The organism is Mycolicibacterium rutilum, from assembly GCF_900108565.1.
In the GTDB taxonomy this organism is placed as follows: domain Bacteria; phylum Actinomycetota; class Actinomycetes; order Mycobacteriales; family Mycobacteriaceae; genus Mycobacterium; species Mycobacterium rutilum.
This window is the reverse complement of the sequence record NZ_LT629971.1, coordinates 2,117,019-2,140,466: the sequence shown is the minus strand read 5'-3', so window position 1 is coordinate 2,140,466 and position 23,448 is coordinate 2,117,019. Positions and strand designations below refer to the sequence as shown.

25 protein-coding genes are annotated in these 23,448 nt (G+C 68.2%); 14 read left to right on the top strand and 11 right to left on the bottom strand.

Annotated features, from left to right (window positions below):
- Positions 1–9 precede the first annotated feature (9 nt).
- From BLW81_RS10400 to BLW81_RS10385, 4 genes are read left to right on the top strand one after another with little or no spacing between them, the layout of a single operon-like run.
- A complete protein-coding gene (locus BLW81_RS10400) occupies positions 10–1,077 on the top strand; it encodes a thiolase family protein (RefSeq protein WP_083407092.1) in 1,068 nt (355 codons plus the stop codon).
- Complete coding sequence (locus BLW81_RS10395; protein ID WP_083407091.1) at positions 1,077–2,246, top strand: thiolase family protein; 1,170 nt, start codon at positions 1,077–1,079, stop codon at positions 2,244–2,246. The genes BLW81_RS10400 and BLW81_RS10395 overlap by 1 nt, the downstream gene beginning before the upstream one ends.
- The gene (locus BLW81_RS10390; protein ID WP_083407090.1) at positions 2,243–3,121 is read left to right on the top strand and encodes a TIGR03619 family F420-dependent LLM class oxidoreductase; all 879 of its coding nucleotides are present in this window, start codon (positions 2,243–2,245) and stop codon (positions 3,119–3,121) included. Before BLW81_RS10395 ends, BLW81_RS10390 begins: the two co-directional genes overlap by 4 nt.
- Positions 3,118–3,534 carry a nuclear transport factor 2 family protein gene (locus BLW81_RS10385; protein WP_083407089.1) on the top strand — a complete coding sequence of 139 codons (417 nt, stop codon included), beginning with the start codon at positions 3,118–3,120 and terminating at the stop codon, positions 3,532–3,534. Before BLW81_RS10390 ends, BLW81_RS10385 begins: the two co-directional genes overlap by 4 nt.
- Here the strand turns inward: BLW81_RS10385 and BLW81_RS10380 are convergent.
- The gene (locus tag BLW81_RS10380; protein WP_173839599.1) at positions 3,531–4,514 is read right to left on the bottom strand and encodes an MOSC domain-containing protein; all 984 of its coding nucleotides are present in this window, start codon (positions 4,512–4,514) and stop codon (positions 3,531–3,533) included. The genes BLW81_RS10385 and BLW81_RS10380 overlap by 4 nt on opposite strands.
- A gap of 102 nt (positions 4,515–4,616) precedes the next feature.
- Here BLW81_RS10380 and BLW81_RS10375 point away from each other — a divergent pair, with 102 nt between their 5' ends.
- On the top strand, positions 4,617–5,249 hold the full coding sequence (locus BLW81_RS10375) for a hypothetical protein (RefSeq protein ID WP_157897649.1): 633 nt from the start codon (positions 4,617–4,619) through the stop codon (positions 5,247–5,249).
- Between the two features lie 4 nt (positions 5,250–5,253).
- On the opposite strand, the gene BLW81_RS10370 is transcribed toward BLW81_RS10375, so the two are convergent.
- Positions 5,254–5,784 carry a gamma carbonic anhydrase family protein gene (locus BLW81_RS10370; protein WP_083407088.1) on the bottom strand — a complete coding sequence of 177 codons (531 nt, stop codon included), beginning with the start codon at positions 5,782–5,784 and terminating at the stop codon, positions 5,254–5,256.
- Positions 5,785–5,914: 130 nt separating this feature from the next.
- Here BLW81_RS10370 and BLW81_RS10365 point away from each other — a divergent pair, with 130 nt between their 5' ends.
- The 3 genes from BLW81_RS10365 to BLW81_RS10355 are packed head-to-tail and all read left to right on the top strand — an operon-like array spanning position 5,915 to position 8,207.
- Positions 5,915–7,078, top strand: a complete 1,164-nt coding sequence (locus BLW81_RS10365; RefSeq protein WP_083407087.1) for a 3-ketosteroid-9-alpha-monooxygenase, oxygenase component — start codon at positions 5,915–5,917, stop codon at positions 7,076–7,078.
- Positions 7,078–7,527 carry a hypothetical protein gene (locus tag BLW81_RS10360; RefSeq protein ID WP_083407086.1) on the top strand — a complete coding sequence of 150 codons (450 nt, stop codon included), beginning with the start codon at positions 7,078–7,080 and terminating at the stop codon, positions 7,525–7,527. Before BLW81_RS10365 ends, BLW81_RS10360 begins: the two co-directional genes overlap by 1 nt.
- Before the next feature lie 35 nt (positions 7,528–7,562).
- Positions 7,563–8,207, top strand: a complete 645-nt coding sequence (locus BLW81_RS10355; protein WP_083407085.1) for a sensor domain-containing protein — start codon at positions 7,563–7,565, stop codon at positions 8,205–8,207.
- Positions 8,208–8,219: 12 nt separating this feature from the next.
- On the opposite strand, the gene BLW81_RS10350 is transcribed toward BLW81_RS10355, so the two are convergent.
- The 3 genes from BLW81_RS10350 to BLW81_RS10340 are packed head-to-tail and all read right to left on the bottom strand — an operon-like array spanning position 8,220 to position 11,265.
- The gene (locus tag BLW81_RS10350) at positions 8,220–9,359 is read right to left on the bottom strand and encodes a sulfotransferase family protein (RefSeq protein ID WP_083407084.1); all 1,140 of its coding nucleotides are present in this window, start codon (positions 9,357–9,359) and stop codon (positions 8,220–8,222) included.
- Positions 9,356–10,135 carry an SDR family oxidoreductase gene (locus BLW81_RS10345; protein ID WP_083407083.1) on the bottom strand — a complete coding sequence of 260 codons (780 nt, stop codon included), beginning with the start codon at positions 10,133–10,135 and terminating at the stop codon, positions 9,356–9,358. Before BLW81_RS10345 ends, BLW81_RS10350 begins: the two co-directional genes overlap by 4 nt.
- A 2-nt stretch (positions 10,136–10,137) precedes the next feature.
- Positions 10,138–11,265 carry a hypothetical protein gene (locus tag BLW81_RS10340; RefSeq protein WP_083407082.1) on the bottom strand — a complete coding sequence of 376 codons (1,128 nt, stop codon included), beginning with the start codon at positions 11,263–11,265 and terminating at the stop codon, positions 10,138–10,140.
- Between the two features lie 85 nt (positions 11,266–11,350).
- On the opposite strand from BLW81_RS10340, the gene BLW81_RS10335 reads away from it, so the two are divergent.
- Entirely contained in the window at positions 11,351–12,250 is a 900-nt protein-coding gene (locus tag BLW81_RS10335; RefSeq protein WP_083407081.1) for an IclR family transcriptional regulator, read from the top strand.
- A gap of 78 nt (positions 12,251–12,328) precedes the next feature.
- Entirely contained in the window at positions 12,329–12,727 is a 399-nt protein-coding gene (locus BLW81_RS10330) for a hypothetical protein (protein WP_083407080.1), read from the top strand.
- A gap of 65 nt (positions 12,728–12,792) precedes the next feature.
- On the opposite strand, the gene BLW81_RS10325 is transcribed toward BLW81_RS10330, so the two are convergent.
- Both BLW81_RS10325 and BLW81_RS10320 read right to left on the bottom strand, forming a co-directional pair.
- Positions 12,793–13,197 (bottom strand): hemophore-related protein, encoded by a 405-nt coding sequence (locus tag BLW81_RS10325; RefSeq protein ID WP_083407079.1) that lies wholly within the window; start codon positions 13,195–13,197, stop codon positions 12,793–12,795.
- Between the two features lie 85 nt (positions 13,198–13,282).
- On the bottom strand, positions 13,283–15,361 hold the full coding sequence (locus tag BLW81_RS10320) for a RecQ family ATP-dependent DNA helicase (RefSeq protein ID WP_083410449.1): 2,079 nt from the start codon (positions 15,359–15,361) through the stop codon (positions 13,283–13,285).
- 73 nt (positions 15,362–15,434) lie between these two features.
- Between BLW81_RS10320 and BLW81_RS10315 the strand changes: the two genes are divergently transcribed.
- Positions 15,435–16,073 (top strand): DedA family protein, encoded by a 639-nt coding sequence (locus BLW81_RS10315; protein ID WP_083407078.1) that lies wholly within the window; start codon positions 15,435–15,437, stop codon positions 16,071–16,073.
- Here BLW81_RS10315 and dmpG read toward each other — a convergent pair.
- The 3 genes from dmpG to BLW81_RS10300 are packed head-to-tail and all read right to left on the bottom strand — an operon-like array spanning position 16,070 to position 18,862.
- The gene (gene dmpG, locus BLW81_RS10310; RefSeq protein WP_083407077.1) at positions 16,070–17,155 is read right to left on the bottom strand and encodes a 4-hydroxy-2-oxovalerate aldolase; all 1,086 of its coding nucleotides are present in this window, start codon (positions 17,153–17,155) and stop codon (positions 16,070–16,072) included. The genes BLW81_RS10315 and dmpG overlap by 4 nt on opposite strands.
- On the bottom strand, positions 17,152–18,066 hold the full coding sequence (locus tag BLW81_RS10305) for an acetaldehyde dehydrogenase (acetylating) (RefSeq protein ID WP_083407076.1): 915 nt from the start codon (positions 18,064–18,066) through the stop codon (positions 17,152–17,154). Before BLW81_RS10305 ends, dmpG begins: the two co-directional genes overlap by 4 nt.
- Positions 18,067–18,076: 10 nt before the next feature.
- Positions 18,077–18,862, bottom strand: a complete 786-nt coding sequence (locus tag BLW81_RS10300) for a 2-keto-4-pentenoate hydratase (protein WP_083407075.1) — start codon at positions 18,860–18,862, stop codon at positions 18,077–18,079.
- 74 nt (positions 18,863–18,936) lie between these two features.
- Here BLW81_RS10300 and kstD point away from each other — a divergent pair, with 74 nt between their 5' ends.
- The 3 genes from kstD (at position 18,937) to BLW81_RS10285 (ending at position 22,619) form a co-directional block, all read left to right on the top strand.
- A complete protein-coding gene (gene kstD, locus BLW81_RS10295) occupies positions 18,937–20,619 on the top strand; it encodes a 3-oxosteroid 1-dehydrogenase (RefSeq protein ID WP_083410448.1) in 1,683 nt (560 codons plus the stop codon).
- Between the two features lie 3 nt (positions 20,620–20,622).
- The gene (locus BLW81_RS10290; protein ID WP_083407074.1) at positions 20,623–21,483 is read left to right on the top strand and encodes an enoyl-CoA hydratase ChsH3; all 861 of its coding nucleotides are present in this window, start codon (positions 20,623–20,625) and stop codon (positions 21,481–21,483) included.
- A gap of 200 nt (positions 21,484–21,683) precedes the next feature.
- The gene (locus BLW81_RS10285) at positions 21,684–22,619 is read left to right on the top strand and encodes an MPT63 family protein (RefSeq protein ID WP_235632234.1); all 936 of its coding nucleotides are present in this window, start codon (positions 21,684–21,686) and stop codon (positions 22,617–22,619) included.
- Positions 22,620–22,648: 29 nt separating this feature from the next.
- Here BLW81_RS10285 and BLW81_RS10280 read toward each other — a convergent pair whose 3' ends face one another.
- On the bottom strand, positions 22,649–23,440 hold the full coding sequence (locus BLW81_RS10280; protein WP_083407073.1) for a hypothetical protein: 792 nt from the start codon (positions 23,438–23,440) through the stop codon (positions 22,649–22,651).
- Positions 23,441–23,448: the final 8 nt, after the last annotated feature.

Sequence of the window (23,448 nt, the reverse complement as noted above, 5' to 3'; positions counted from 1 at the left end):
AGGGCACTGATGACTTCCGAAAACGGAGTAGCGGTCGTCGGTTTCGCGCATGCGCCGCATGTGCGCCGTACCGACGGGACCACCAACGGCGTCGAGATGTTGATGCCGTGTTTCCACCGGCTCTACGACGAGCTCGGCCTGCAGCAGACCGACATCGGGTTCTGGTGCTCGGGGTCCTCGGACTACCTTGCCGGCCGGGCGTTTTCGTTCATCTCGGCGATCGACTCGATCGGCGCGGTGCCACCGATCAACGAGTCGCACGTCGAGATGGACGCGGCGTGGGCGCTGTATGAGGCCTACATCAAGGTGCTGACCGGCGAGGTCGAGACGGCGCTGGTGTACGGCTTCGGCAAGTCCAGCGCGGGCACGCTGCGCCGGGTGCTGGCGCTGCAGACCGACCCGTACAGCGTCGCGCCGCTCTGGCCGGACTCGGTGTCGATCGCGGGCCTGCAGGCCCGGCTCGGCCTGGACTCGGGCAAGTGGACCGCCGAGCAGATGGCGCAGGTGGCGCTCGAGTCGATGGCGGCCGCCGGACGCACCGACAACGAGAAACCGGCCAAGTCGATCGACGAACTGCTCGAGCGGCCCTACTTCGCGGATCCGTTGCGCCGCCACGACATCGCGCCGATCACCGACGGCGCGTCGGCGATCGTGCTGGCCGCCGGGGACCGCGCACGCGAGCTGCGCGAGAATCCCGCGTGGATCACCGGCATCGAGCACCGCATCGAGACGCCGGTGCTGGGCGCGCGTGATCTGACCACCTCACCGTCGACGGCGGCGTCGGCGCAGGCGGCGACGGGCGGCGACGCCGGTTCCATCGAAGTGGCCGAGGTCTACGCCCCGTTCACCCACCAGCAGTTGATCCTCACCGAGGCGATCGGCCTCACCGACACGACGAAGGTGAACCCGTCGGGCGGTGCGCTCGCCGCCAACCCGATGTTCTCGGCCGGCCTGGAGCGCATCGGCTTCGCCGCCGAGCACATCTGGAACGGCTCGGCGCAGCGGGTGCTCGCGCACGCGACGAGCGGGCCTGCGCTGCAACAGAATCTGGTGGCCGTTCTGGAGGGACGCGACTGATGGCAAAGAAGCTCGCTGCGGTGCTGGGCACCGGGCAGACGAAGTACGTCGCCAAGCGCCAGGACGTGTCGATGAACGGCCTGGTGCGTGAGGCCATCGACAAGGCGCTGGCGGACTCGGGGTCGACGATGGACGACATCGATGCCGTGGTCGTCGGCAAGGCCCCCGACTTCTTCGAGGGCGTGATGATGCCCGAGCTGTTCATGGCCGACGCGGTGGGCGCCACGAACAAGCCGCTGATCCGCGTGCACACCGCCGGTTCGGTCGGCGGGTCGACGGGTGTGGTGGCGGCGTCGCTGGTGCAGTCCGGCAAGTACCGGCGCGTGCTGGCGATGGCGTGGGAGAAGCAGTCCGAGTCGAATGCCATGTGGGCGCTGAGTATTCCGGTGCCCTTCACCAAGCCGGTCGGCGCCGGCGCGGGCGGCTACTTCGCACCGCACGTGCGGGCTTACATCCGGCGCTCGGGCGCGCCGAACCACATCGGCGCGATGGTCGCGGTCAAGGATCGGCTCAACGGGGCGAAGAATCCGCTGGCGCATCTGCACCAACCCGACATCACGCTGGAGAAGGTGATGGCTTCGCAGATGCTGTGGGACCCGATCCGCTTCGACGAGACCTGCCCGTCGTCCGACGGTGCCTGCGCGATGGTGATCGGCAACGAGGAGATCGCGGACAAGCAAGTGGCCGACGGCAATCCGGTCGCCTGGATCCACGCCACCGCGCTGCGCACCGAACCGCTGGCCTACTCCGGGCGCGACCAGGTCAATCCGCAGGCCGGCCGCGACGCCGCCAAGGCGCTGTGGGCCGCGGCGGGCATCACAAGCCCGATCGACGAGATCGACGTCGCCGAGGTGTATGTGCCGTTCTCCTGGTTCGAGCCGATGTGGCTGGAGAACCTGGGCTTCGCGCCGGAGGGTGAGGGCTGGAAACTCACCGAGGCGGGTGAGACCGCGATCGGCGGCCGCATCCCGCTCAACGCCTCCGGCGGTGTGCTCTCGAGCAACCCGATCGGCGCGTCGGGCATGATCCGCTTCGCCGAGGCCGCGATCCAGGTGATGGGCAAGGCCGGTGACCATCAGGTGCAGGGGGCCCGCAAGGCGCTCGGGCACGCGTACGGCGGTGGCTCGCAGTACTACTCGATGTGGGTCGTCGCGAGCGACAAGCCGTGAAGTACACGATCAGCATCGCGTTCAGTCCACTCGACCAGCTGATCGAGATCGCCAAAGCGGCAGAAGAACTCGGCTTCGACAGCATCGCACTGCCGGACTCGATCTTCTACTTCGAGAAGCAGTCCGTCGACTATCCCTACACTGCCGACGGCAAGCGGATGTTCGATGAGAATTCGCCCTGGGTCGATCCGCTGATCGCCGCGGCCGCATTGGGGGCGGTGACGTCGACGCTGCGCTTCTACACCAACGTGATGAAGCTCGGTTCGCGCAATCCGCTGCTGATGGCCCGCCAGGTCGGGTCCGTGGCCAACCTGACCAACAACCGGTTCGGTTTCGGCGTCGGGATCGGCTGGGCGCCGGAGGAATTCGAGTGGTGCGGCCAGCCGTACGCCAAGCGCGGCAAGCGGGTCGACGAGATGATCGAGGTGATCAAGCTCGTGTTGGCCGGCGGCATGGTCGAGTACCACGGCGAGTTCTACGACTTCGACCGGCTGCAAGTGAGCCCGGCGCCCACCGAACCGGTGCCGTTCTACGTGGGCGGGCACACCGACGTGGCGCTGCGGCGCGCGGCCCACGTCGGTGACGGCTGGACCAGCGCGATGATGACCGGCGCGCAGCTGGCCGAGACGATCGCCAAGCTCAAGTCGCTGCTGGCCGAAAATGGCCGCGCCGATGCGCCGTTCGAGTTCCAGGCGGTGTGCATCGACAAGTTCGGCGTCGACGGGCACCGCGAGCTCGCCGAGGCCGGTGTCACCGACAATATCGTGATCCCGTGGGTGTTCGACGGTTTGGGCTTCGACGCGCCGGTGGAGGCAAAGAAGGACTCGATGAAGCGCTTCGCCGACACCTACATCCACTCGGGCTGGCAGCAGTGACGGTCACCGACCCGAACGCCGCGGTCCACCTGGCGGGCAAGCGGTCCCGCGAGGCGGCCATCGCGCGCGACAAGCAGGCGTGGCTGGACAACTTCGCCGACGACGCGGTCGTCGAGGACCCGATCGGCCCGTCGCACTTCGACCCCGAAGGCAAGGGACACCGCGGCAAGGAAGCCATCGCGGCCTTCTGGGACAAGGCGATCGCGCCCAGCGAGTTGCAGTTCAACTTCGTCGAGACCTACCAGTGCGGCAACGAGGAAGCCAACGTCGGCAGCATCGTCATCCGCTCCGCCGGCTACGAGGTGACCGCCGAGGGCGTGTTCACCTACCGCGTCGACGACGACGGCAAGCTGGTCGCGCTGCGCGCCTACTGGGAACTGGACCGCGCGACGGCGAGCGCGCGAAAACTCTAGCGGGTCAACCGGTCCGCGGCCGCGGTGGCCAGCCCGAGCGTGAAGCGTTTGGCGCGCCTGGCGGCGTCGCCCAGGACACGTTTGGGCGCCGCGGCCGGACGCAGCGAAACGGCGTCGCCGGTTCGCACGGTGCCCGCGGTGTCGACCCAGCAGTAGCTGCCCAGGCAGCGTTCGCCGCGGTTGGCCACCGCCTTGGTGATCCGGCGGTCGACCTCGAAGCCCGGCTGAGCCCGACTGGGTACCACGCAGCGGATCGTCGGCATCGTCACCTCGAGCACCGCCCCGCCGAGCATGAGATGTCCACCGGTCCAGTGCGTTTCGGGCAGGTCGGCGGCCGGGTCGTCGAGGGCGAGCAGGATGTTGGGCCGGAACCTGCGCACGTCGACGTCGGCGCCGATCTCCGCGCCGATGGTGGCCAGGCTGGTCTGGGTGAGCACGTGCACCGGCGCCAAGTCGACGAACATGCCCGGCGGCGTGGAGAACCGGGCGAACATCGCGAGGTCGGCGATCCGGAACATCGACACGTCGGGCATCTTCTCGTGCGCGTCGACGCCGAGATCGGTACGCAGCGCGGCGATCGACGCGTTGTCGCGCTCGTGCTTGCTCAGCCGGTGCAGGCTGGTGTCGTCGGCCGGCGGCAGCGCCGTCAGGCGCACCGCGCGGCCGGCCAGTTCAGAGAGCTTGGCGTCCACCGCGGGATCACCGCTGAACACCGTGCTGCCGTCGGGGAAGGTGATCGCCACCTCGGGCGCGTTGCCCGGGCCGGCGTCCGCCCCGACCGGGCCGACGTAGCGCGCGGACGCGCCGAGCAGGGCCGGGATCCGGCGCGCCGACGCGGTCACGTCGCGTTCGAGGTCGCGCACCGCCCACAGCCGATCACCGAGGATTCCCCGCGGGCCGACGTCGACGTGCTCGACGCGTTCGCCGCCCAGCGATTTGACCGGATAACGCCACAGTTCGGCGACTCGGCCGATTGTCATGCCGACAAAGGTACCGCCAACCGCGCGTTGTCCAGCGGCTACGGCCCGATCAGTACGTTGTTTGATGACCGCCACCGAGCCACGAAACTGGAACCGATCGCTTTGACCCGTCTGACTTCGAAATCGCTGGGCGCCGCCGCCGCGGCGCTGATCTGCGCAGCCGTCGTGGGCTGCGATCCCTCGAGCCCCGATGCAGGCATCAGTGCGCCGTCGGCGACGTCGTCGGCCTCGTCGAAGCAGGCTGCGCCGACCACCACCACCGGCACCGCCGACCCGGCCGCGGACTACAGCCGCCTGCTGCTCACGGCCGCCGACATCAGCGACGAGGAAGACACCTTCACGGTGCAGTCGACGAATCCCGGTCCGGCCGGGTTGCCGGGGGCCAGCGCGCTGTTCGTCAACCAGGACGACACCCGCGCGATCTCGGACACGATCGTGATCTACCCGGACGCCGAGACCGCGAGCAGAACCCTGCGCGACGCGCTGCCCAGCATCGGCTCGGTGGTCAAGGGCGCCTCGCCGCGGCCCGCTCCGGTGGGCACCGACGGCACCCTGGCCGTCGGGACCTCGCCCGACGACAGCACGGCGGCCACGCTGTTGCTGTTCACCCAGGGTCCGGCGCTGGTGCGGCTGGAGTTCCAGAGCGCACTGGGCGACGCGACCACCGACCAGTTCGTGATCACGATCGGCAAGATGCAGGAGATCGCGCTGCGCACGGGCCTGCCGTCGCCGTAGCGGGTTACTCCTCGACCTCTTGTAGCCCGGCCGTGTAGCGGCGGGCAAGTTCCTGGTAGGCGGCGGGGTTGGTGTTCACCCACATCTCGGCGCCCGTCCCGGCGATCGGGCCGCGGACCTTCGCCGGCGCACCGGTGACCAGCACCTCGTCGGGAATCTTGGTGCCACCGACGACCAGCGAATGCGCCGCGATCAGGCTGCGCCTGCCGATGACCGCGCCGTCGAGCACCGTGCAGTGGTTGGCCAGCACCGCGGCCGCACCGATGTGCACCCCGTGCACGACGCACCCGTGCGCAATGGTGGCGCCGGGACCCACGTCCACCGGTATGCCCGGCGGGGCGTGCAGCACACAGCAGTCCTGGACGTTGGCGCCCTCGCGGACCACGATCGGGGCGAAGTCGGCGCGCAGCACCGCGTTGAACCACACCGAGGCGCCGGCCTCCACGTGGACATCGCCGACCAGCGTCGCCGTCGGGGCGACGAACGCGGTCGGATCGATGGACGGTGCGCGGCCCTCGAAGGAGTACAACGGCATTGTTCGGTTATACAGCAGTTGACTCGCGTTAGAGCCCACGCGAAGAAGCGAATTACCTGCATAGATTGCGCGTCCAGCGGGAAAAACTGTAACGTGTTCTAGTTAGAGACACAGAACCGGGAGGCCCACCGTGACTACCGATACAGCCGGGATTCGCGAGATCGACACCGGCGCGCTGCCGGACCGGTACGCCCGGGGCTGGCACTGCCTCGGCCCCGTGCAGAACTTCCTGGACGGCAAGCCGCACGGCATCGAGATCTTCGGCACCATGCTGGTCGTGTTCGCCGACTCCAAGGGCGACGTGAAGGTCCTCGACGGCTACTGCCGGCACATGGGCGGCAACCTGGCGCAGGGCACGATCAAGGGCGACGAGGTCGCCTGCCCGTTCCACGACTGGCGCTGGGGCGGCGACGGCAAGTGCAAGCTGGTGCCCTACGCCAAGCGCACCCCGCGACTGGCCCGCACCCGCGCCTGGGAGACCGACGTGCGCGGCGGCCTGCTGTTCGTCTGGCACGACCACGAGGGCAACCCGCCGCAGCCCGAGGTGCGCATCCCCGAGATTCCCGAGGTCGAAAGCGACGACTGGACCGACTGGAAGTGGAACTCGATCCTGATCGAGAACGCCAACTGCCGGGAGATCATCGACAACGTCACCGACATGGCGCACTTCTTCTACATCCACTACGGGCTGCCGACGTACTTCAAGAACGTCTTCGAAGGACACATCGCGTCGCAGTACCTGCACAACGTCGGCAGGGCCGACGTCAACGACATGGGCACGACTTACGGTGAGGCGCACCTGGATTCGGAGGCGTCGTACTTCGGCCCGTCGTTCATGATCAACTGGCTGCACAACAACTACGGCGGTTACAAGGCCGAGTCGATCCTGATCAACTGCCACTATCCCGTCACGCAGAACTCGTTCGTGCTGCAGTGGGGCGTCATCGTCGAGAAGCCCAAGGGCCTCGACGAGAAGACCACCGAACGGCTGGCCGACGTGTTCACCGAGGGTGTCAGCAAGGGCTTCCTGCAGGACGTCGAGATCTGGAAGCACAAGACCCGCATCGACAATCCGCTGCTGGTCGAGGAAGACGGCGCGGTGTACCAGATGCGCCGGTGGTATCAGCAGTTCTATGTCGACGTCGCCGATGTCACGCCCGAGATGACCGACCGCTTCGAGATCGAGGTCGACACCACGGCGGCCAACGAGAAGTGGAACGTCGAGGTGCAGGAGAACCTCAAGCGGCAGGAAGCCGAAGCCGACGAGAAAGAGACGGCCGAGCAGCCCTCCTGATGGACCCGCGCGAGGAAGCACCCGATGTGGACCGGCTGGCCCGGGCGATGTTGCTCCTGCACGGCGGACACGACGACGACGAGCACTCGCACGACTCCAGCGCCGGATCCACCCTCAAGGCACGGTCTTTCGGCGGGGAGCGCTCGGCTGCACTGCGCGAGGCCACCCAGCGCGACCGCGACCGCTACCTGCGCTCCGGGCTGGTGTCGGTCGACTGCCGGTTCTGCCACGTCGCGGTCGAGGTGAAGAAACTCGGCCCCGCGCACACCTCGGTGCAGTGGAGCACCGAGGCGACCCGGCGGTGCGCGTACTTCGCCGAGATCCGGGACTCCGGCGGGGACCCCGCCCGCGAAAAGGGCTGCCCCCGGCTGGCCGACAGCATCAAACACGCTGTCGCCGAGGGCTGCCTGGAGGAGATCTCCTCGGCCCCCTCCCCCGGCGACGGGTAGCCGTCTTCCCGCCAGAAGACGTAAAGTGCCCGCAAATGCGCCGTTTTCTGGTCACTTTGTGTCTGCTCGCGATGAGTGCCGCGGGCTGCACCCGCGTGGTGGACGCCCCCACACCGCAGGCCGAGCCGCCGGTCGCGCCGATCACCACCGGACAGATCGGTGACCTGCTGAGCCCGAAGGTGGACAAGACCGACGGCAACCTGTTCGTCACCGTCGAACCCGACGACTGCGCCGGTGTCGCCCGCGAGGCCGACCCGCCGTTCATCGCCGACTTGAACCCCGCGGCCTACGACGGTGGTCACTGGATGACCGACTTCGACGGCCGCGAGGTCTACGTCGAGGAGATGGTCGGCGTCTACCGCTCCGACTACAACGCCAAAGATGCTCTGGCACAGGCGCAGCGCACGATCGAGGCGTGTCGCGGCCGGACCATCTGGGTCACCAGCATGGCCGAACGCGAGTACGCCTTCGAGCTGCACGCGCCCGTCGAATCCGGTTCGCCCGAAATCCTGCTGTGGTCGTTCAGCAGCCAGGACTGGGCGTGCGACAGCGCGTTCGTCGCCGCATACAACGCGGCCATCGAGATCTCGACGTGCGGGCGCGCCAACGGCTACGACGTGCGGACGCTGGCCGAGGACGCACTCGAACGTATCAAGACGCTGGCCAACACCACCGCCTGAACCGGCCGGACTTCACAGCCCGCGGAAGCGCTCCTTGACCTGCTCGCCGGTCAGGCCGTAGTCGGCCAGCGAGTAGGTGTGCTTGGGTGCCCGCGGGCCCTGCTTGCTGGCCTCGTGCGTGGCGGTCATCGCCTCGCGGGCGGCGTCGGTGAACTCGATGCCGAAGGACTGGTAGACGTCCTCGACGACGCCGATCGGATCCTTGATCAGCGCGAAGTAGTCCAGATCGTAGAACTGGGCCGGATTGTGTTTGGCGCGTTCGGCATTGAACAGTTCGAGCCCGCGCGACCAGGTCTCCAGCGAGTCTTGACCGATCACGTCGCCGACGAAGGTGTTCGACCAGCCCTCGGTGGTGTGCTGGGCGAGCGAGCACATGGACGCCATGATCGTCTCCGCCGGCCGGTGGCACTGGATCACCAGCGCGTCGGGGTAGGTGTTGAACAGCGCGTCGAGCGCGAACAGATGGCTGGGGTTCTTCAGCACCCACCGCTTCTCGGGTTCGTTGAGCCCGATCAGCTGCAGGTTCTTGCGATGCCGCTGATACGGCTTCGTCCAGTCCTGCTTGGCCAGCCACTGCGAGTACGTCGGAATGTGGGCCAGCGTCTCGTAGGACACCGAGTGCAGCGACTGGCGCAGCAGCTGCCAGCATTCCTCGACCTCGTCGGCGGTCATGTAGTGCAGGCCTGTGTAGTCCGGGTTCTCTGCGTGCGCCTTGCTGAACTGGGCGTCGAGCTGGGCGAAAACCGGGTTGTCGGGCCAGGTTTCGCGGGGCGGACGGGGCTGCGGGAACTCCGCGAGCCAGAGCTCGAGGCCTTGGTGGCGCGGATCGGCGGCCAGCAGCCGGTGGATCGCGGTGGTACCCGTGCGGGGCAGACCTGTCACGAAGATCGGCTTCTCGATCGCGACGTCGGCGTGCTGCGGGTGCTGCTTCCAGGCTGCCTCGCTCACCAGCCGGGCAACCAGCGCGTTGCGCACGAAGAACCGCTGCATCTTGCTGCCGAACTCGGTGAGATCGGCGTCGCGGCGGTAGGACTCGAGCAGCACGCCGAGCGCCTCGCGGTAGTTGTCGTCGTCGCTGCCGAAGTCGTCGAGACCGCACGCCTTGGTCGCCGAGGCGTGCAGATCCTCGACGGTGCCGACATCGGTTCTCATGCCTTGAACTCCCCGCAGTTGACGTCCAACGCCTGCCCGGTGATGCCGCTGGACAGGTCGCTGGCCATGAACAGGATCGCCGAGGCCACCTCGTCCTCGGTGGGCAGCCGCTTGAGGTCCGAGCCCGCGGCCGCCGCGTTGTAGATGTCGTCGACGCTGGTGCCGTACTTGCCGGCCTGGTGTTCGAAGTAGCTCTTCAGGGTGCCGCCCCAGATATAGCCCGGCAGAACCGAATTCACGCGGATGCCTTGATCGCCGAGTTCGGTGGCGAGTGTCTGCGACATCGCCAGCAGCGCCGACTTGGCCATCTTGTAGGCGCCGTACTTGGCCTGCGAGTGGCGCACCACCATGGAGTTCACGTTGACGACGGATCCCTTCGCCTCGGCCAGCGCCGGCGTGAACCCCTGGATCAGCCGCAGCGCCCCGAACACCGTCAACTCGATCGCGTCGCGCATGTGCTCGAACGTGGTGTTGGCGAACGGTTTCATCGACGGCACCCGGAACGCGTTGTTGATCAGCACGTCGACCTTGCCGTATGCCGTCATCGCCTCGTCGACGAGGTTGGCGACCTGCGCTTCGTCGGTGATGTCGGTGCCCACCGACAGCGCCCGCCTGCCCAGATCGGTGACCTGCTTGGCGACGTCCTCGAGCCGCTCGACGGTCCGCGCGGCGAGCACCAGGTCCGCGCCCTCTTCGGCGCACCGCCGCGCGAGCGTGGTGCCCAGCGCGGGACCGACCCCGCTGATGACGATGACCTTGTCCTGGAGCAGTCCCATGATCAGCCCACCATCCTGTTCTGGATCTGCTGTTGCCGCAACGCGATTCGGTCCTGCCAGTCGGCCTCGGAGATCTTGTTGCTGTCGTGGTACGGCAGTGCGCCCGCGACCTTGTCGATGTCGACGACCTCGACGGTCGGCCCGTCGGCCTCGGTGAGTTCCCGTGACAGCCGCTGCCACCGGAACTGCAGATAGCCCTTGCGGTGGCCGAGCGTCTCGCACCAGTTCGTCACGCCGGGGTTGGCGTCGGACACCACGATCCGGATCTTGCCGTCCGGATCCGCCTGCGCCTGAGTGCCGTTCAGCGACGTCTGGTGGTTGATGTAGTCCAGGGAGATGTACCACAGGCTGCCCAGTTGGAAGCCTAGGTAGGGCGCGTCGCTCACCGGCAGCGTGATGACCATCGCCTGCTCGGGCGTCAGGTCGAAATGCCCGACCGAGGAGTACTGCGTCGCCAGTCCGCCCGGGGTGAGCCGCGGCGCCACCATCGTGTTCACCGGCAGGGTGTTGTAGAACCACTGCGGGAACTGCAGCCAGGTCTTGACCCGTTGCACCAGTTGCTTTCCGGCCACCGCGTAGCGCTTCTCGATCTGCGCCTTGGTCAGCGGCGGCGGTGCGGTGCCCGCGGTGTCGATACGCGCGATGTTGACGTAGCCGCGCTGCGCCGACCAGTCGTTGTAGACCTCGCGGATGACCAACTGCGACGGGCTGGTCGGACTGACGCGCCACTCGAACGTGCCGTCCTCGGCGATGTCGAGTTCCCGGTCGTCGAACGCGGCCTGGCTCGGCGGGACGTTGTCGTCGGTGTACTCACCGCCGAGCAGTTGGAACGCCAGATCGGTCGTGGTGCCGCGCTTGCCGGTGACGACGTACTCGTGACCCGGCTGCACCCGGGCGCCGAAGTACAGCGCATCCGGATTGTCCAGGCCCATCTTGGTGAACGGTCCGGTGCCGGACTGGATGAACGGATGGTCGCGGTCGTAGTCGAACGCCAGATGCGTGCAGGCAGCGACGCATCCGGCCAGATATTGCAGGCCTTCGAGCAGATCGGCCTCGGATTCGATGAACGGCGCTTCGGCGACCAGGCGTTCGGCCTCCGTGATCGCCTCGGTCAGTGGCTGCGAGTACACCCTGCCGAAACTAGAACCTGTTCCAAACAGAGTCAATATACTGACCGCTGTGGTCCAAATATGGAACGCGAGTTAGTCTGTCGCGGTGCCGCCCACTGAGCCGTCGGGTCGGGCTTCGCCGCCCACCGAGCGCGTCGTGCGCATCCTGGACTTCCTGGCGGGAAACCCGGGCCAGCGCTTCGGCGTCTCAGAACTGGCCCGCCGCATCGGACTGAGCAAGCCGACCTGCCTGGGCATCGTCACCTCGCTGAGCGAGGCGGGCTACCTGGTGCGCGATCCGTCCGACAAGACCTATCGGCTCGGTCCGTCCTTGATCACGCTCGGACACCGGGCCCAGGAGTCGATGCGGGTCAGCCCGGCCGCCCGCGAGCACCTGCGCCGGTTGTCGTCGCGCTTCGGTGTCACCGCGGCGCTGTCCGGGGTGATCGACGACCGGATCACCGTGCTCGACCTCGTGGCACCACCCGGCGCCCGCCCGGGCGTGGAGGTCGGTCAGAGCTACCCGTTCGCGCCGCCGGTCGGGCTGATGTTCGTGCTGTGGGACGACGAAGCCGAGCGCGACTGGTTGGCCAAGGAGCCGACGCTGCCGCTGCGCACCAACACCGAGCGGCTGAACCGGGTGATCGCGGCATGCCGCGCCGACGGATACCTGGTCGAACGCCTCACTCCGGGTGGACGGCGGCTGTACTCGCTGATGGCGGGCATGTCGACCGATCTGCCCGACGAACTCCGCGCGCTGCTCGGCGAACTGGTCTCCGACATCGGTGAGCGGGTCTATGTGCGCGACGAAAACGCCGGTGGCCGACGGCGTCACGACATCAGCGTCATCTCCGCGCCGGTCTTCGACCACTACCGACGCCAGGTGATGGTCGCCTCGCTGCACATCGGGAAGTCGTTGACCGACAACGAGATCACCGAACGAGCCCAGGCGCTGGTGGCGACCGCCGACGCGGTCACCGGGCAACTCGGCGGGGCCAAGCCCTGAGTTTTCACGCCCACCGCAACGGGTACTCCGAACGATGGTCGGGGGGTCTTCAGAAGAACACTGAACAAGGAGTTCACCGTGAAGATCACCAAGCTCGCAGCCACCACGGCCATGGCCGGTGCGCTGGGATTGTCCGTTTTCGGCCTGGGTAGCGGGTTGGCGCAGGCCGACCCGAAGTTCCCCGGCCCGAACCCGCCGGGACACGACGACATCTGGGTGCCGGGCGACCCGCCCGGGCACAACCCGTTCGGCCCGCCGGGGCAGGTCAAGAAGTGGGATCCGCTCAACACTCCCCCGGGACACTGGGGCGATCCTGGTGAGCACTGGAATGACCCGGCCTACTTCGGGTTGCCCGTGGTCTGGCTTCCGCCGGGCATTCCCGGGGTGACGGCCCCGCTCAACGTCGTCTGGAACCCGGGTCCGGCAGCCTGGGGCGTCTGGGTGAACCCGAACTGGTTCGTCCCGCTCCCGGCCTGATCAGCCGTCACACACAGCAGCCGCCCCACCTCACGGCGGGGCGGCTGTTGTTGATCGGAAACGGATTACGCGTCAGTCAACGCAGCGGAGATCGGTGTCGGGGTCAGCTCGACGCCGCACTGGCTCGAGATCTCCGTCACCGGCTGGTTGATCGCCTTGAGCTCGGACTCGACCTGCGGGTTCTGCGCAAAGTAGGCGCGGAACGCCTCGGTGGCCTGCTCCTGGGGCTGTGTCGCGATCTGCGTCAACGCCTCGTTGGCTTCCGGGTTGGAGGCCAGATAGCTGCTGGTGGACGCCGACACCGTGCTCGAGGTGGTCGCGATCGCGCTCACACTGCACGAGGTGTCCTGCGACGGCGCCGGCTGGGCGTTGACGACCGGCGTGACGATCGCGGCGGAGCCGAAAGCAAGAAGGCCGCCGGCGAACATGCCGTACAGGCCGCGTCGCACGGTCGTTGCGGACATCTTCATCGAGAAATCACTCCTTCGTCGCGACCTGGTGGCCGCTCACGAAAAGGCGTAACCGGTGCCCCCGGCGGGCTAAACAACTGCCTGTTCAGCTGACCGCCGCGATGGCGAACGGCAGCACATCGGCCACTCCGGCATCGCGCACCACACGGGAAGCCATGGTCAGCGTCCACCCGCTGTCGGTGAAGTCGTCGACCAGCAGCACCGGGCCCGGGACCGCGGGCAGATCCGGGGCCTCCCACGCGCCGTGCAGCGCGGCGACCCGGTACGCCGAGTTCGCCGCTGTCACCGGCCGTCGGGTCGGCGCGTAGCGCAGCGCACCGAGATCGGTGAGCCGGCCGAGGCGGGCGAGCGAGCGGGCCAGCGAGCCGATCAGGACGGGGTGGGTGGCGGAGTCCATGGCGAGCACCGCGGCCGGCCGGACCACCCAGTCCCACGACGCCAGCACCTGCACCGCGGCGTCGACGACGTCGTCGGGCACCTCGGCGTCCGGTTCGTCGAGCAGTCGGCGCAGTCGCGCGCCCCAGCCGAGGTCGGTGAGCCGCCCGATCACCCGGCCGGGTTGCGGACCGTCGGCGATGCGGCCTCGCAGGTCGAGTCCGAGTGTGGCCAGCCCCGACGGCCACTGCTTGCGCGGGGTGATCTCGACGCCGGGTCGCATGAGCCGGGATCTGGTGTCGGCCACCGCCGCGGCGTCGACGGCGCCGTCGTAGCGCGATCCGGCGCAGTTGTCGCACCGGCCGCACCGCTCCCCCTCGGTCAGGTCGGGATCGTCGAGTTGCCTGCGCAGGAAGGCCATTCGGCAGCCGTCGGTGTCCTGATAGTCGAGCATCGCCTGCTGCTCGCGCTTGCGGGCCTCGTCGAGCGTGCGGTAGCGCTGCTCGTCGTAGGTCCACTCCTGCCCGGTGCCGATCCAGCCGCCCTTCACCCGCCGCACGGCGCCGTCGACGTCGAGCACCTTGAGCACCATCTCCAGCCGGGTCCGGTTCAGGTCGACGAGCGGCTCGAGCGCGGCCGTCGACTGCGGGCGTTCGGGATCCAACTCTCGAATAACGTTGCGCACCATGGCTTCAGAGGGGAAGGCGACCGAGGAGAAGTACCGCCAGACGTCCTGGTCCTCGTGGCCGGGCAGCAGGATCACCTCGGCGCTGGCCGTCGAGCGGCCCGCGCGGCCGACCTGCTGGTAGTAGGCGATCGGCGAGGACGGGGCGCCCAGGTGCACGACGAACCCGAGGTCGGGTTTGTCGAAACCCATGCCGAGCGCCGACGTCGCGATCAGCGCCTTGACCCGGTTGGCCAGCAGGTCGGCCTCGAGTTGCTCGCGTTCAGCGGCTTCGGTCGAACCGGTGTAGGCCGCGACCGGGTGTCCCTGCTCGCGCAGCAGCGCGGCGATGTCGTGTGCCTGCGCGACGGTCAGCGTGTAGACGATGCCCGACCCGGGCAGCGAATCAATATGTGCGGCAAGCCAAGCCGCGCGTTGTGCCGGGTTGCCCGCTCGGACCACCGACAGCCGCAGGGATTCGCGGTCCAGCCCGCCGCGCAGCACCATCGTGTCACCACCGCCGACGCCGAGCTGCGCGGCCACATCGGCGACCACCCGGTCGTTGGCGGTCGCCGTGGTGGCCAGCACCGGGATGCCGGCGCCGAGCTCGCCGATCAGGGTGCGGATGCGCCGGTAATCCGGTCGGAAGTCGTGGCCCCAGTCCGAGACGCAATGCGCCTCGTCCACCACGACCAGCCCGGCGTCGTGGGCCAGCGCGGGCAGCACCGCGTCGCGAAAGTCGGGATTGTTCAACCGTTCTGGGCTGACCAGCAGAACGTCGAGCTCCCCGCGCCGCACGCGGTCCTGAATGCCGTCCCAGTCCGCGACGTTGCTCGAGTTGATGGTCGCCGCGTGCACCCCCGCCCGGTCGGCGGCCGCGACCTGGTTGCGCATGAGCGCCAGCAGCGGCGAGACGATCACCGTCGGCCCGTGCCCGGCGGCGCGCAACAGCTTGGCGGCGATGAAGTACACCGCGGACTTGCCCCAGCCGGTGCGTTGCACGACCAACGCCCGACGGCGGTGCACGACCAGCGCCTCGATGGCGGCCCACTGGTCGTCGCGCAACACGGCCTGCGGGCCTGCCAGCTGCTCGAGGATCTGCTGCGCGTCGTCGCGGGTCATCATGGCTCCATCGTGCCCGGCCGCGCCGACACCAGCGCAACAGCGACTGCCGTAGCCCTCGTCTACCGTCGGGGTCATGGACACCGCGGTCGTGGCGAGCTCGCCGGACATCGGTGGTGCTGCCGGCTGGGCGGTGTCGTTGATGAACCGGCTCGGCGGCGTGGGCGCCGGCGCGGCCATCGCCCTCGAGAGCATCTTCCCGCCGCTGCCGAGCGAGATCATCCTGCCGCTGGCGGGGTTGTCCGCCGCCCGCGGCGAGATGTCGCTGTGGGAAGCCATCGCGGGGACGACCGCAGGATCCGTGGTGGGGGCCATGGTGCTGTACCTGATCGGCGCGCGCCTGGGACGCGACCGCGTGCACCGGTTGGTCGGGCGGCTACCGCTGTTCTCCGCCGACGATCTCGCCAAGAGCGAGGCCTGGTTCCGTCGCTACGGATCGGCGGCGGTGTTGATCGGCCGCATGATTCCCGTTGTCCGGAGCCTCGTTTCGATACCCGCCGGGATGTACTGCATGCCCTTCGGACGGTTCGTCGTGCTGACGGCGGTCGGCAGCGCGACGTGGAACGGCTTGCTGGTGCTGGCCGGCTACCAACTCGGCGACAACTGGGAAGTCGTGTCCACCTGGACGTCGCGCTACCAGTACGGCCTGTTCGCGGTCGCCGGCGTGCTGATCGCCGTGTGGCTGGTCCGCAGGCGGCGAAGCCGGGCCGGTTAGCTCGCCGCCGCGTCCTGCTCGCGCTTGATCTCCAGCGCGATGTCGATCAGCTGGTCCTCCTGGCCGCCGATCAGCTTGCGCTGGCCCGCGCGGTGCAGCAGCTGGTGCGCGGGCACCCCGTAGCGTTCGGACTGGCGGATCGCGTGCTTGAGGAAGCTCGAGTACACACCCGAGTAGCCCATGATCAGCGCGTTGCGGTCGAGCAGGCACTCGGCGGGCATCGCGGGAGCGACGACCTCCTCGGCGGCGTCGGCGATGTCGAAGAAGTCGATGCCGGTCTTCACGCCGATCTTGTCGAAGACGCCGATGAGCGCCTCGACCGGCGCGTTGCCCGCGCCCGCCCCGAAGCGGCGGCACGAGCCGTCGATCTGCTTGGCACCGGCACGCACGGCCTCGATCGAGTTGGCGACGCCGAGCCCAAGGTTCTCGTGGCCATGAAAACCGACTTGGGCATCCGACCCCAACTCGGCGACCAGCGCGGCCACCCGGTCGCGGACACCTTCGAGCACCAGCGCGCCCGCCGAGTCGACGACGTACACGCACTGGCAGCCGGCGTCGGCCATGATGCGGGCCTGCTTGGCAAGCTTCTCCGGCGGGATGGTGTGGCTCATCATCAGGAAGCCAACGGTTTCCAGACCGAGTTCCCGCGCCAGACCGAAGTGCTGGATCGACACGTCGGCCTCGGTGCAGTGGGTGGCGATCCGGCAGATTGAGCCGCCGTTGTTCTGCGCCTCCTTGATGTCCTCCTTGGTGCCCACGCCGGGCAGCATCAGGAAGGCGATCTTGGATTCGGTGGCCGTTTCGGCGGCCAACTTGATCAGCTCCTGTTCGGGTGTCTTGGAGAACCCGTAGTTGAAGCTCGACCCGCCGAGACCGTCGCCGTGGGTGACCTCGATGACCGGCACGCCGGCGGCGTCGAGGGCCGCGACGATCGCCTGCACCTCGTCCTTGGTGAACTGGTGACGTTTGTGGTGGCTGCCGTCGCGCAGTGAGGTGTCCGTCATCCGGACATCCCAGATCGGGTTGAAGTAGATGTCCGCGGTGCCGACGCGCGATCCGCTGCGCTCCTCGCTGACGCTCATGCCTGTGCCCCTGCCTTGCTGAACGACTCCTTGGCGATTTCCTCGCCCACCTTGGCCGCTGCGGCGGTCATGATGTCCAGGTTTCCAGCGTAGGGCGGCAAGTAGTCGCCCGCACCCTCCACTTCGATGAACGTGGTGACGACATGCTGGCCACCGTTGACCACCGACGGCTCATCGAACTGCGGTTCGTTGAGCAGCCGGTAACCCGGCACGTAGGTCTGCACCTCGGCGACCACGTCCTTGATGGACTGGGTGATCGCGTCGTGGTCGGCGTCGTCGGGAATCGCGCAGAAGATGGTGTCGCGCATGATCATCGGCGGCTCGGCCGGGTTGAGGATGATGATCGCCTTGCCGCGCTGCGCGCCGCCGATGTTCTGCACACCGGCGCTGGTGGTCTTGGTGAACTCGTCGATGTTGGCGCGCGTGCCCGGACCGGCCGACGCCGACGACACCGACGCCACGATTTCGGCGTAGGGCACCTCGACCGCGCGGCTGACCGCGTACACGATCGGGATGGTGGCCTGGCCACCGCAGGTGACCATGTTGACGTTCGGCGCGTCGAGGTGCTCGCGCAGATTGGCCGGCGGGATCACGCCGGGCCCGATGGCCGCGGGCGTGAGGTCGATCGCACGGATGCCGGCCTTGGCGTAGCGCGGCGCCGCGTCGCGGTGCACGTAGGCGCTGGTGGCCTCGAACACCATGTCGGGCTTCTCGCTCTGCGCCAGCAGCCAGTCCACACCCTCGTGGGAGGTTTCCAAGCCCAGCTTGCGCGCCCGGGCCAGCCCCTCGCTTTCCGGGTCGATGCCGATCATCCAGCGCGGTTCCAGCCACTCCGAACGCAGCAGTTTGTAGAGCAGGTCGGTGCTGATGTTGCCCGATCCGACGATCGCGACAGAAAGTTTGTCGGCCATGAGACGGCTCCTATTCGAAATCCAGTCGTACTGAACCTAACCCGGTGAAGTCTGCGACGAAATGGCTGCCGGGAGGTGCATCTATCGCACGGGTGCAGGAGCCGGGCAGCACGATGTCGCCGGCCTTGAGCCGCACACCGAAGCTGTCCACCTTCCGGGCCAGCCAGGCGACCGCCGTCACCGGGTTGCCCAGCACCGCATCGCTGCGGCCCTCGGCGACGACCTCACCGTTGTTGGTCAAAGTGGCATTGATGGCTCGGATATCCACGTCCTTCGGCGAGACCCGCGCCTCGCCGAGCACCCAGCCCGCCGAGGACGCGTTGTCGGCGATGGTGTCGCACAATTTGATCTGCCAGTTGGTGATCCGGGTGTCGATCAACTCGATGGCGGGCGCGAACGCGGCCGTCGCCGCGAGCACGTCGTCCTCGGTGCACCCCTCGCCGGGCAGGTCGTCGGCGAGGATGAACCCGACCTCGACCTCGACGCGCGGATAGAGGTAGCCCGCCGACTTCACCGGCCGGTCCTCGTAGACCTGCATCTCGTCGAGCAGATGACCGTAGTCGGGTTCGTCGACGTTCATCATCTGCTGCATCGCCTTCGACGACAGCCCGACCTTGTGCCCGATGACCTTGGCGCCCTCGGCGACACGCTGGCGGATGTTGATCAGCTGGATCTCGTAGGCGTCGACGACGTCGATGTCCGGTTGAGCGTCGGTCAGCGGCGAGATCGGGACGCGGCTGCGTTCGGCCTGGGCGAGGTCGGCGGCCAGCTGTTCACGCACCTCGGAACTGAGCATCTTGGGTGAAGTCCCCTCGTTTCGTCGACCGGCCCAGTTGTGGGTCGGCCGGGCAATTCTATAACGTGTTCTACATGACCGGACAGGAGTATGACGTCGTCGTGGTCGGCAGCGGTGCAGCCGGCATGGTCGCCGCCCTTACCGCAGCTCACCAGGGCCTCTCGACGATAGTCGTTGAGAAGGCTCCGCACTATGGCGGTTCCACTGCGCGGTCAGGTGGCGGCGTGTGGATCCCGAACAACGAGGTGCTCAAGCGCGACGGGGTCAAGGACACGGCCGAGGCCGCCCGCACATATCTGCACGCGATCATCGGCGACGTGGTGCCTGCCGAGAAGATCGACACCTATCTGGAGCGTGGCCCGGAGATGCTGTCGTTCGTGCTCAAGCACTCGCCGCTGAAGCTGTGCTGGGTGCCGGGCTACTCGGACTACTACCCGGAGACCGCGGGCGGCAAGCCGACCGGCCGTTCCGTGGAGCCCAAACCGTTCAACGCAAAGAAGCTGGGCTCCGATCTGCCCGGCCTGGAGCCGCCGTACGGCAAGGTGCCGATGAACATGGTGGTGATGCAGCAGGACTACGTCCGGCTCAACCAGCTCAAGCGCCACCCGCGCGGAGTGTTGCGCAGCCTCAAGGTCGGTGTGCGCGCGACGTGGGGCAAGGTCGCGGGCAAGAACCTCGTCGGCATGGGCCGCGCGTTGATCGCGCCGCTGCGCATCGGGTTGCGCGAGGCCGGTGTGCCGGTGCGGCTGAACACCGCGCTGACCGACCTCTATATCGAGGACGGTGTGGTGCGCGGGATCTACGTGCGCGACACCAATTCGCCGGAAAGCGTTGAGCCCGAACTGATCCGGGCGCGCCGGGGCGTGATCCTGGGCAGCGGCGGATTCGAGCACAACGAGCAGATGCGAGTGAAGTACCAGCGCGCCCCGATCACCACCGAGTGGACGGTCGGCGCGAAGGCCAACACCGGCGACGGCATCCTGGCCGCCGAGAAACTGGGCGCGGCCCTCGACGTCATGGAGGACGCATGGTGGGGCCCGACGGTGCCGCTGCCCGGCGCCCCGTGGTTCGCGTTGTCCGAGCGCAACTCCCCCGGTTCGATCATCGTGAACATGGCGGGCAAGCGGTTCATGAACGAGTCGATGCCGTACGTCGAGGCGTGCCATCACATGTACGGCGGCAAGTACGGCCAGGGCCCGGGGCCGGGCGAGAACATCCCCGCCTGGCTGGTGTTCGACCAGCAGTACCGCGACCGCTACATCTTCGCCGGACTGCAACCGGGACAGCGGATCCCGAGTAAGTGGCTGGAATCGGGCGTGATCGTCAAGGCGGACACCCTCGAGGAGTTGGCCGAGAAGACCGGGCTGCCCGTCGACGCGTTCAAGGCGACGGTCGAGCGGTTCAACGGCTTCGCGCGCTCGGGCGTCGACGAGGACTTCAAACGCGGCGAGAGCGCCTACGACCGGTACTACGGCGACCCGACCAACAAGCCGAACCCGAACCTCGGTGAGCTCAGCCATGCGCCGTACTACGCGGCCAAGATGGTGCCCGGCGACCTGGGCACCAAGGGCGGCATCGTCACCGACGTGCGCGGCCGCGCGCTGCGCGACGACGGCTCGGTGATCGAAGGGCTCTATGCCGCAGGCAATGTCAGCGCACCGGTGATGGGCCACACCTATCCCGGCCCCGGAGGCACGATCGGCCCGGCGATGACGTTCGGTTACCTCGCAGCACTCGACATCGCCGGAAAGAGTTGACGCATGCCCATCAATCTTGACGAGGCGCTCGGCGCTGAGCTCCCCGCCGCCGAGTTCTCTTGGACCAGCAGCGATATCCAGCTCTATCACCTCGGGCTCGGCGCAGGCGGCGATCCGATGGACAAGCGCGAGCTCCGTTACCTGACCGACGACACCCCCCAGGTGCTGCCGACGTTCGGCAACGTCGCGCAGAGCTTTCACATGACCGAACCGCCGACCGTGAAGTTCCCGGGCATCGACATCGAGCTGTCCAAGGTGCTGCACGCCAGCGAGGCCGTGTCGGCGCCGGGACCGATCCCGCCGTCGGGCACCGGAATCGCGGTCACCCGCTTCACCGACATCTGGGACAAGGGCAAGGCCGCGGTGATCTGGTCGGAGACGACGGTGACCGATCCGAACGGCACAGTGCTGTGGACGCAGCGGCGCTCGATCTTCGCCCGCGGTGAAGGCGGCTTCGGCGGTGAACGTGGCCCGTCCACCTCATCGGAACCGCCGCAGCGCGCACCGGATTTCGAGATCGCGATCCCGACGTCGCCGCAGCAGGCCCTGCTGTACCGGATGTGCGGCGACCGCAATCCGCTGCACTCGGATCCCGATTTCGCCGCGGCCGCCGGTTTTCCGCGCCCGATCCTGCACGGCCTGTGTACCTACGGCATGACGTGCAAGGCGATGGTGGACCTGCTGCTCGACGGTGACACCGCGCGGCTGGCCAGTTACGGTGCGCGCTTCGCCGGAGTGGTGTTCCCGGGTGAAACCCTCAAGGCCAGCATCTGGAAGAACGGCGACGGCTTCGTTGCGACGGTGACCGCGCCGGAGCGTGAGGACGCGGTCGCGCTCGCCGGTGTGGAGTTCGTGCCGGCCTGACGGCAATCGGGTTTGCCGTTATGCCCGTAATGGGCTGAACTGCAACGCCAGGCGCTTTGCGTCGGCGAAGGTGAAATTGCCCGCTGCAATTCGCGAGCGGTCGATTGTGAACGGCCGCAACCGATCCGCGGTCCACAACCCCCAGATGACCTGATAGTTTCCCAACAGAGGTGACCAATCGGACGAGTCTGGAGCACATCGTGAAGATCAGCAAGTTCACCAGCATGTTGGCCGCAACCGCGACGGCCGGAATGATCGGCGCGCCGCTGGCGCTCGCCGAAGCCGAGCCGGCAGCAGTCGAGACCACGACACTGGGCAGCCAGGGCAAGTTGGTCGACGGCACGGTAATTCAGGGTTGGACCGTCACCGACCTCAAACAGAGCAGCGACACCATTCCGCATCCGGTGGCCGGAACGCTGTGGGAAGCCACCGCGACCGACCAGGCGATCCAGGGCTCGGTGACGCCGATCGTGTCCAACTTCAACGCCCGGGCCGCTGACGGAACCACCTACCGCGCGCTGTGGGGCGCCGCCACACCGCAGGGCGTGAACCCCGCGACCATCGCGCAGGGCCAGGAAACCTCCGGCAAGGTCTACTTCGACGTCACCGGCCCCACGCCGGACAGCGTGGTCTACAACGCCGGTGGCCAGGACCTGTTGGTCTGGACCGAACCGCCGGCCTCGAGCACGAGTTCGTCGCCGTCATCGTCGTCGTACAGCGGCTACCCCGCGCAGCGCCCGGCGACCGCCGCTCCGGCCGAGGCTGCTCCCGCGACCGAGGCACCCGAGGGCACCGCCGCCACGCCGGCGGCCACTGAAGCGCTGCCGGAGGGCAGCCAGGGCACGCCGTTGCCGGAGGGCAGCCAGGGCACGCCGTTGCCCGAGGGCAGCCAGGGCACCCCGATCGTCGAGGGTGCGCCTGCCCCGGCGATCGCTGGTGCGCCGGTTCCCGCCGCCGCCGGAACGCCCGTTCCGGCGGGTGCACCCGCTCCGGCCCCGGCTCCGGCCGCGCCGGCTCCGGCCGCGCCGGCTCCGGCAGGCACCGAGGGCGCGCCGCTGCCCGCGGGCAGCCAGGGCACGCCGGTGCCCGCGGGTGACGAGGTGCCGACGCCGGTCATCTACGCGCCGGCGCCCTGACCCCCTAAGTAGTCAGTCGGTCAGCGCCGTCACGAGTGGGAAGACCACCACGCGTACAGCTGTGGGAAGGTCGGGCCGTCGGGCCCCGCTCGGACGGCGCTGACTGTCATCTTGACGTCGTCGGTCCAAACCACGGTCGGCTGACCGTCGCGCAGTCCGCAGAACAACTGGCCGCTGATCCGGTCCGGTGTCGCGTTGCGCCGCCAGGGTCCGGGCGACTGGATGTTGCCGGGGCAGTTGACCCGCGTCGCGGTGGCCATCGCCGCTCCGAACTCGCTGTCCAGCGCCGCGCGGTCGGCGACCAGCGTGTAGGTCGCCGACACCGGGCCGCCGGGGTCGGCGTTTCGCTCGCAAACCACTTGTGCGACAGCGTTTTCCGACGAGTCAGCCGGTTCGCACGTACCGGCCGGGTAGCCCTTCGGTAACTGCTTCAGGAGTTGCGCCGCCTCCTCAGCCTTGGCGGGCTGCGTCGACGTCGACGTCGCCGGTGGGGCGCTGGGCGCTTCGGCCTCCTCCGACGACGGCCGCGTCGTCCACCAGAAGATCAGGCCGCCGACCACCGCGACCGCCCCGACCACGGCGGCACCGATGACGAATGGCTTGGTGTTGCGCTGACGCTGCAGGGTGCGGGGACTCACCGTCAGCGGCGCCTCGAACCGTTCCGCCCAGGTGCTCGGCTGCGGTGGGCCGGGATCGTCCCACTGCGGCCCCCAGCCGTCCGGATCGGGTTCGGGCGCAACCCTCTCCAGCGGACCGGTGTCCGTCTCATCCGGGGCGTCTGGTTGCTCCTGCCAGGGGTCCGGTGGGGTCGACGAACTCACCCCACAGA

Excerpts from the sequence above, each read along its gene's own strand:
- dmpG (WP_083407077.1), bottom strand. The coding sequence starts at position 17,155 with ATGAGCGTCAGCGAGGAGCGCAGCGGATCGCGCGTCGGCACCGCGGAC.
- BLW81_RS10360 (WP_083407086.1), top strand. The coding sequence starts at position 7,078 with ATGGACCCGCGCGAGGAAGCACCCGATGTGGACCGGCTGGCCCGGGCG.
- BLW81_RS10290 (WP_083407074.1), top strand. The coding sequence starts at position 20,623 with ATGCCCATCAATCTTGACGAGGCGCTCGGCGCTGAGCTCCCCGCCGCC.
- BLW81_RS10350 (WP_083407084.1), bottom strand. The coding sequence starts at position 9,359 with ATGAGAACCGATGTCGGCACCGTCGAGGATCTGCACGCCTCGGCGACC.
- BLW81_RS10300 (WP_083407075.1), bottom strand. The coding sequence starts at position 18,862 with ATGCTCAGTTCCGAGGTGCGTGAACAGCTGGCCGCCGACCTCGCCCAG.
- kstD (WP_083410448.1), top strand. The coding sequence starts at position 18,937 with ATGACCGGACAGGAGTATGACGTCGTCGTGGTCGGCAGCGGTGCAGCC.
- BLW81_RS10315 (WP_083407078.1), top strand. The coding sequence starts at position 15,435 with ATGGACACCGCGGTCGTGGCGAGCTCGCCGGACATCGGTGGTGCTGCC.
- BLW81_RS10355 (WP_083407085.1), top strand. The coding sequence starts at position 7,563 with ATGCGCCGTTTTCTGGTCACTTTGTGTCTGCTCGCGATGAGTGCCGCG.
- BLW81_RS10320 (WP_083410449.1), bottom strand. The coding sequence starts at position 15,361 with ATGATGACCCGCGACGACGCGCAGCAGATCCTCGAGCAGCTGGCAGGC.
- BLW81_RS10345 (WP_083407083.1), bottom strand. The coding sequence starts at position 10,135 with ATGGGACTGCTCCAGGACAAGGTCATCGTCATCAGCGGGGTCGGTCCC.
- BLW81_RS10325 (WP_083407079.1), bottom strand. The coding sequence starts at position 13,197 with ATGAAGATGTCCGCAACGACCGTGCGACGCGGCCTGTACGGCATGTTC.
- BLW81_RS10395 (WP_083407091.1), top strand. The coding sequence starts at position 1,077 with ATGGCAAAGAAGCTCGCTGCGGTGCTGGGCACCGGGCAGACGAAGTAC.
- BLW81_RS10370 (WP_083407088.1), bottom strand. The coding sequence starts at position 5,784 with ATGCCGTTGTACTCCTTCGAGGGCCGCGCACCGTCCATCGATCCGACC.
- BLW81_RS10305 (WP_083407076.1), bottom strand. The coding sequence starts at position 18,066 with ATGGCCGACAAACTTTCTGTCGCGATCGTCGGATCGGGCAACATCAGC.
- BLW81_RS10400 (WP_083407092.1), top strand. The coding sequence starts at position 10 with ATGACTTCCGAAAACGGAGTAGCGGTCGTCGGTTTCGCGCATGCGCCG.
- BLW81_RS10380 (WP_173839599.1), bottom strand. The coding sequence starts at position 4,514 with ATGACAATCGGCCGAGTCGCCGAACTGTGGCGTTATCCGGTCAAATCG.